Source organism: Megasphaera indica, assembly GCF_046614755.1.
Lineage (GTDB): Bacteria > Bacillota > Negativicutes > Veillonellales > Megasphaeraceae > Megasphaera > Megasphaera intestinihominis.
Window position 1 is genome coordinate 1 of the sequence record NZ_JBKKJR010000036.1, and the last position, 7,797, is coordinate 7,797.

The 7,797-nt window shown below is 52.6% G+C and carries 6 protein-coding genes; 3 read left to right on the forward strand and 3 right to left on the reverse strand.

Annotated features, from left to right (window positions below; all coding sequences use genetic code 11):
- The 3 genes from ACFCTO_RS11945 to ACFCTO_RS11955 all read right to left on the reverse strand — a co-directional run.
- A partial coding sequence (locus tag ACFCTO_RS11945; protein WP_499876952.1) for a type I CRISPR-associated protein Cas7 occupies window positions 1–290 on the reverse strand: 290 nt, incomplete at its 3' end.
- A gap of 687 nt (window positions 291–977) precedes the next feature.
- On the reverse strand, window positions 978–1,874 hold the full coding sequence (locus ACFCTO_RS11950) for a YibE/F family protein (protein WP_492001335.1): 897 nt from the start codon (window positions 1,872–1,874) through the stop codon (window positions 978–980).
- Between the two features lie 85 nt (window positions 1,875–1,959).
- Complete coding sequence (locus tag ACFCTO_RS11955) at window positions 1,960–2,769, reverse strand: tetratricopeptide repeat protein (RefSeq protein ID WP_292300708.1); 810 nt, start codon at window positions 2,767–2,769, stop codon at window positions 1,960–1,962.
- Between the two features lie 179 nt (window positions 2,770–2,948).
- Here ACFCTO_RS11955 and clpB point away from each other — a divergent pair, with 179 nt between their 5' ends.
- From clpB to ACFCTO_RS11970, 3 genes are all read left to right on the forward strand, one after another.
- The gene (gene clpB, locus ACFCTO_RS11960; RefSeq protein WP_292261994.1) at window positions 2,949–5,537 is read left to right on the forward strand and encodes an ATP-dependent chaperone ClpB; all 2,589 of its coding nucleotides are present in this window, start codon (window positions 2,949–2,951) and stop codon (window positions 5,535–5,537) included.
- A 265-nt stretch (window positions 5,538–5,802) separates the two neighbouring features.
- A complete protein-coding gene (locus ACFCTO_RS11965) occupies window positions 5,803–6,306 on the forward strand; it encodes an S-adenosylmethionine decarboxylase family protein (RefSeq protein WP_292106713.1) in 504 nt (167 codons plus the stop codon).
- A gap of 30 nt (window positions 6,307–6,336) precedes the next feature.
- Entirely contained in the window at window positions 6,337–6,939 is a 603-nt protein-coding gene (locus ACFCTO_RS11970; RefSeq protein WP_020310851.1) for an HD-GYP domain-containing protein, read from the forward strand.
- Window positions 6,940–7,797: the final 858 nt, after the last annotated feature.

Sequence of the window (7,797 nt, forward strand, 5' to 3'; positions counted from 1 at the left end):
CCATCTTTTTTCTGGACATGAATAGTGTCAAAAAGTTTATAGGCCGGGGCATTCCCCAGTTCACTATCATGCTTGAAAACGATGAGTTCGCGGACGGCCATATTCCCTCTGACAGCGGAATGGTCATATTCAAACATATTAATGATGGCCTTCCATAAATACTGCAAATCATCTTCGCTGAAACCGGTCACTTTCCGGGCCAGGTTAGCCGATACATAGCCATCTACACGATATAACGCATAGGGAATGATGCACTTCCTGCCAATTTCTGTGTTTTTGGTATACCAAATATATTTCCCATTTCTGTTCTCCTTTCTCTACAATTTTGTAAATTCTATAATTCGGTTTTGATACACTCAGTATACTCCGTTTCACGTCAATAGTCAATATATATTTTCTGTAATATTGAATAGTAAATTTTATCCATAAAAAAACTGTCGTATGAATACCATACGACAGGCCCTCAATAGCTTATTACTCAATATTACAATTTCAATCCACACACTCATGGAATCCATCAGCGAGACGGCTATATTATAGCAAAAAAAGCTTGTCGCACGTGCGACAAGCCTTTTTACGCAGTCAGCAACTAGATGTTAGCGGATGATTTTAAATTTAAAAGTTTTCTCTGTAAACTATAAAGTAAAAGGGACCTTGCGGACCGCCTTAAAGAACCCCTCCACCCCTTCGTGCCCCCCTCCTCTTAACATGGGAGGCAAGGCCCCTACACATACGGTCAGACCATATTTTTTTGTGGCCAGCCGCCTGCGGCCTGTGAGCCTCATTCATTTATTCATCGCCTGTATGCGATGTGTAGGGGCGTGCACGTGGCGCGCCCGCCGAGAATCCTGTGCATAGCCGGAATTCATGACGAATGGCACACGGTCGTAATCAAATCGCGAGTCTGTCGCGACGGAACGCCGCATCTGAATCCGCGGCGGTCTGCGAACTGCGAACGGCGGCCTGCGTCCTTTACATCATTTATGTTCCACTTTATGTGTCACTGCACTCAAGGCCGCGGCGATGGGTACGGTGAAGATGACGCCGAAGCTGGCTGAGAAGCCTTTCATGATTTCAATGCCGACGGCATTGAAGTTGACGAGCTGCAGGTACGGCAGGTCGTAGGCGTAGTCCAGGAGCCATACGCCGAGGGATCCGCCGAAGAAGGCCAGGATGAGGGTCGTCGACATGGTGCCCATGACGTCGCGGCCGACGTTCATGCCTGCCGTGAACAGGGCCTTGCGGCTGATGTCCGGCTTATGCCGTTCCAGTTCTGCACAGGCAGCGGTCACGTCCATGGCGATGTCCATGACGGCGCCGAGGCTGGCGAAGAGGATGCCGGCAAAGAGGATCTGTCCGACGTCGATGAGGGTATTCTGGGCGACGAACATCATGTTTTCGATATTCGATACGTTATAGCCCGACAGGTTGACGGCATGGCCGAAGAGGATGGCCGCCAGGCAGGCTGTCAGGATGCCGCCCAGGGTCGCCCCAAAGGCAGCCAGGCTCTTTTTCGTCCAGCCATTGATGAGGTACATCGTCGCAGCCAGGACGATGACCGACGTGATGACGGCCGCTGCGACGGGACCCATACCGCGCAGGACCATGGGGAAAAAGAGGAAGTTGATTTCCGGATGCTGGCTCAAGGCTTCGTTCAAGGTCTTGTTCCAGTTATAGGCATCGTTGCGGGTTGCGATTTCGCCAGTCTGTTTAGCACTGCCTTCAGCCGGTGTCTGGCCAGCCGATGCACCGATCTGCGGGTCGCCGACATATATGAAGGTGAAGTCGTCCGGATTCCCCGTCTTGACCGGCTGAGCGGCCTGCCAGGTCCCGTCGACTTTGACCTGATACCAGTAGGTCTTTTCGGCTTTCAAGCCTTTGGCCGTGACTTTGTTGGAATTATAGTAGATTCATCATGTAAGTCTTATTTATGAATTCCGTCAAAATTACGTAAAAATGTCAGTCCTGTTCATTTCCCTTCTGCCGCCAATAGGCCGCTTCGACGGTGTCCTTCTCCACGCCTTCCCCCTTTTCCAGGGCACGGGCATAATTCTTCATGCCCTCTTTATAGCCAGAAGCGGCAGACTGGGCGAACCAATAGACGGCCTGGTACAGGTCCTGGCGGACGCCGTGGCCGTCGCGATAGAGGACGCCCAGGTTGTTCTGGGCCGGTCCGTCACCGGCCATGGCCGCTTCGTAATACCAGTGCGCCGCCAGTTCCCAGTCCTGCGGGACGCCGCGGCCCGTCTCATAGAGGTATCCCAGGTTGTTCTGGGCAATGGTCTGGCCCTTCCCGGCGGCCTGGGCGTACCAATAGGCGGCCTTGTCGTAATCCCGCTTGCCGGCATAGCCGAACTGGTACATGATGGCCGTATTGCACTGGCCGTCGGCATCGTCGTGCCGCGCCGCCCGGCCGTACCAGTGCAGGGCCTGGGCATAGTCCTGGGGCAGGCCGCAGCCCGTTTCGTAAAGATGGCCCAGATTGTTCTCGGCTGCGCCGTAGCCTTGATTGGCGGCCCGGCGGTACCAGTACACGGCCTGTTCCAAGTCAATCTCTATCCCCAGACCGTGTTCATACTGATAGGCCAGGTTGTACTGGCTGGCGGCGTGGCCCTTCTGGGCGGCCCGGTGATACCAATAGATAGCTTTCCTATATAAAACATCTTTATCTTCTATATCCGCATCGAAAGCTTCAAAAAAATAGTCATCGCCCATGTCACACTGCGCTTGAGCATCGCCTTCAAAAGCTTTCCGTTCTTTTTCATCCATATATCCGTCTCCTTTCTGACAAAATAAGTGTAGCTAAAGGTTCCTTCCTTTGTCAAATATTTTTCTTATTTTTCTTTTTGTCCTATTGACTTTTTGACTTTTAACGATATAATAATACTAGAGCTTGAGGAAAGCTCCTAAGAATGATTACTTCCACCATAAGTAAGGAGGTCTTAATTATGGGAAACGAAAAATATACGCAAAAGGTCATCGAAGCCTTCCAGTCTGCCCAGCAGATTGCAGCGCTCCATTATAACCAGGAACTCTCATCGGTCCATATGCTCATGGGCTTGACGAAAGAACCGGAAGGCCTGCTCAATACGATTTTCTCGGAATGTCACACTGACGTCCCCATGCTCCAGGCCCGCTTGGAACAGTTATTGAAGAAAATCCCGTCTGTCAAAGGCTCCAGCCAGTTGTCCATGTCGACGGAAATGGTCCGTGTCATCGGCAAGGCTCAGCAGTTGGCCGACTCCATGCACGATGAATATATCAGCACGGAACATATCCTCATGGGCATCGTCAGCGAAAGCGACGACGAAGTCCAGCAGTTGTGCCGTGAATTCGGCTTGACCCAGGACAAGATCATGAGTACTATCAAAGCCAACCGCAAAGCTAACGTCAACAGTGATAACCCGGAAGAAAACTACAAGGCCCTGGAAAAATACGGCCGCGACTTGACCGCTGCTGCCCGCCAGAACAAATTGGACCCGGTCATCGGCCGTGACGACGAAATCCGCCGCACCATCGAAATTCTCTCGCGCCGCCGTAAGAACAACCCGGTCCTCATCGGTGAACCTGGTGTCGGCAAGACGGCTATCGTCGAAGGCCTGGCCCGCCGTATCGTCAGCGGCGACGTACCGGAATCGCTGAAGAACAAGACCCTCTACTCCCTCGACATGGGCTCCCTCATCGCCGGTGCCAAATACCGTGGCGAATTTGAAGAACGACTCAAATCGGTCCTCAATGAAATCGCCAAATCGGACGGCCAGATTCTCCTCTTCATCGATGAAATCCATACCGTCGTCGGTGCCGGCGCATCGGAAGGCTCCATGGATGCCGGCAACATCCTGAAACCGATGCTGGCCCGTGGTGACCTGCGCTGCATCGGCGCTACGACGCTCAATGAATATCAGAAATACATCGAAAAAGATGCCGCTTTGGAACGTCGTTTCCAGCCGGTCATGGTCGATCAGCCTTCTGTTGAAGACACAATCACCATTCTCCGTGGTCTGAAAGAACGCTACGAAGTCCATCATGGCGTCCGCATCCGTGATAAAGCCTTGGTCGCTGCCGCCGTCTTGTCGGACCGCTACATTTCCGACCGTTTCCTGCCCGATAAGGCCATCGACCTCGTCGACGAAGCTGCCGCCAAACTGCGTACGGAAATCGAATCCATGCCGACGCCGATCGACGAACTGCGCCATAAGATCATGCAGCTGGAAATCGAAGAACAGTCCTTAAACAAAGAAACGGACGACGCTTCCAAAGAACGCCTGGCCAAGATCACGGAAACGAAGAACGAACTGAAAGAAAAAGAAAGCAAGCTCAAAGCCCAGTGGGATAAAGAAAAACAGTCCATTCTGCGCACCCAGGGCCTGAAGAAAGAAATCGACGCCGTCAAAGGCGAAATGTCCAAGGCCGAACGCAACTACGATCTGGCCAAGGCTTCGGAATTGAAGTACGGCAAACTGCCGGAACTGCAGAAACAGTTGAAGGAACAGGAAGCCTACCTGGCTGAACACCAGGATTCGCAGCTCCTCAAAGAAGAAGTCGGCGAAGAAGATATCGCCCAGGTCGTCAGCCGCTGGACGGGTATCCCGGTCACCAAGATGATGACAGGCGAACGGGAAAAACTCCTGCACCTCGACGAAACGCTGCATAAACGGGTCGTCGGCCAGGACGATGCTGTCCGCGTCGTCAGCGATGCTATCATCCGCGCCCGTGCCGGTATCAAGGATCCGAACCGTCCGATTGGTTCCTTCATCTTCCTCGGCCCGACCGGTGTCGGCAAGACCGAACTGGCCAAGACCCTGGCTGAAGCCCTCTTCGATGATGAACGCAACATCATCCGTATCGATATGTCGGAATACATGGAAAAACATACCGTATCCCGCCTGATTGGGGCTCCTCCGGGATATGTCGGCTATGATGAAGGGGGCCAGCTCACTGAAGCCGTCCGCCGTCGTCCGTACAGCGTCATCCTCCTCGACGAAATCGAAAAGGCCCATCCGGACATCTTCAACGTCCTCTTGCAGATTCTCGATGATGGCCGCCTGACCGATGGCAAAGGCCGTGTAGTCAACTTCAAGAACACCATCATCATCATGACCAGTAACCTCGGCTCCCACGAAATCCTCGAATCGAAGGATTACGACGAAGCCAACAAAAAAGTCCGTGAACTGCTTAAACAGTACTTCCGTCCGGAATTCCTCAACCGTGTCGACGACATCGTCGTCTTCAAAGCGCTCCAGAAAGACCAGGTACGCAATATCGCCGCTATCCTCCTGGAACGCCTGGGCAAACGTCTGGAAAAACAGGTCAAGATCCACCTCACCTGGACCGACGAAGCCCTGCAGGAATTGGCCGACAAAGGCTTCGACCCGCAGTTCGGTGCCCGTCCGCTGCGCCGCTTGATCACGCATACCGTCGAAACGGCCCTGAGCCGCGACATCATCGCCGGTACCATCCGCGAAGGCGATACAGTCACCATCGGCTACGACGGCAATGGCTTCACCTTCACGCCCATGCGTGCCCATGCCGCATGAGTGTGGCGAGCTGTTAGCCGTTAGCTGTTAGCTGTTAGTATGTGGAAAACGCTGTCAGACACTAACCCCTAGCTGCTAGGCCCTACCCCCTGGCAGTTGGCGGTCAGCGGCTAGCAGTCAGCTGTCAGCAGTGAGTGGCTGGCGGCTGGCGCATAAAGGACCCGTTCCTGATGCAAAAAAACATCGGGAACGGGTCTTTTTTTCTGTTTACATTGGCCCGAAAACAGTATATAATAAGCTGTAACTAAGTAACGGGTGGAGATTTATGAATAACACATTAGGAAAACATGTACTCATCGATTTTTATAACTGCAAGGCTTCCTTTTCGGAGGCCGAAGATTTGCAGCCCTTGGTAGAGCGCGCGTTCGACCTCGTCGGCGCCCCTGTCGAAGGGATTACATTCTTCCATATCGACGACGAACTGACGTGTATTGCCGTTTCCGGCAACGCACATATTTGTATTCACGCCTATCCTCCCCTGTCCTACGTGGCAGTGGACATCTACAGTTTTAATATCGACCTCAAGACGAGCCAGATCATGAGCACCCTGAAGGTAAACCTCCGCTCAGACCGCATCAAAGCGACAAGTATCCGCCGCGGTGATTTCGGCTCTATCCGCGACATGCGCCCGAAACGCAAATCGAAGATCACGACGGCACGGCGCATGAAAAACACCGGCGCACGCATCAAGAAGACGAGTGTGAAGATGTTCAACATCCTCCGCCATCCGCAGAAGGTACGCCGGGCACATCGGACGACGAACAAGTAACACGTTTGCAGATGAAAGGGTTTGTTGGTCATGTATATGGTATCGTTAAAACAGGCTGCGGGCATTGCCCGGGAAGAAATGACGTCCCTCGACGCCATTACAGCGGAATTGCTCAATTTCATACAGTTGAAGAGTCAGCGCTTATATATGCATTCCCTGCAGGTCGCTAACTACAGCGTCAGCGTCGCCGCCAAACTGACGCTGCCCAAGAGTGAAATCGAACAAGTGAAATACGCAGCACTCCTCCATGACGTGGGCCTGCTCTTCGTGTCCAATACCCTGCTGGCCAAGATGCCCTACCTCAACCGCTCGGAAAAGGCGCAGTACAAGCGCCACGCCGCAGCCGGCGGCAACATGCTGGAAAACATCCCCTGCTGCCAGGACATCGTGCCTTACATCCGCTATCACCACGAACACTGGGACGGCTCGGGCTTTCCCAAACACCTGCGCGGTGCCAATATCCCCTTGGGGGCGCGCATCATCGCCGTCGCCGATTACTACGACATGATCATCAACCCGTCGGCAGAATTCTGGGCGAAAACCAAAAAACAGGCCGTCCGCGAACTCTTCAGCGCGTCGGGCCTGCTCTTTGATCCGGAAGTGGTCAAGGCTTTTATCGAAACATTAGGTTAATAACACATTGTAATCAAAAAAAAGCGCTGTCGCATGAAGACAGCGCTTTTTACGTTCATCGTAGGTCGTTCATCGTTCATCGAATGGAAGAACGCCGGCCGCCTGCGAACTGCGTTCATTTCCATCGCCTATATGCGATATCGTAGGGGACGGTCCTGGCAAGGCGTCCCGCTACGCGCTGAGGGCTTCCCGAAGCGTCGTCGTCAGCTTGAGTCTGTCGCGGCGGAACGCCGCATCCGAGTCCGAGGAAAAGCCGTGGCTCGTTGTTCGTGATTCGTGAAAGCCTGCCATCATACTCGAATGGGCTATGGTCGAATCTCACAGCGGGCCGCCTTATCCAGGCGGCCCCTACGCATAGGCCCGCTGCCCGTTTTTTTGCGGCCTGCGGCCGGCCACCTGCGAACTGCGTTCATTCTACGGTGCGCCGCTGGCGATGACGAGGCCCGTCACGCTGGCGGCGCCTTTTTGTTTCAAGGCATGGGCGCAGCCTTCTAAGGTCGCACCGGTCGTGAAGATGTCGTCTCAAAGGTGTTTGTATTTGATACAATAGAACGATAGTCAGAATTTCGAACACCCCCGTGTGCATGTTTAAAAAAAAAATAGGTGGATACTAATTTTAACCCCTCTTATTTTTTCTAACTCCTTTCTCACTAGGAATTTCTTTATTAATTACAATGAAGTTGCCCAGATCCGCAATAGTTAAAAGTCGATTTGAAGAATTAATTTATAATTCTTCAAATTACGACAAATGGTGCTAGCATATAAATAGGACAAGTCAAACTGAGGTTTTCCATAAAGTGATACAATAAAAGTATATATAGGGGGCCTTAGTATGACGAAGTTCAACAAACAATTCAA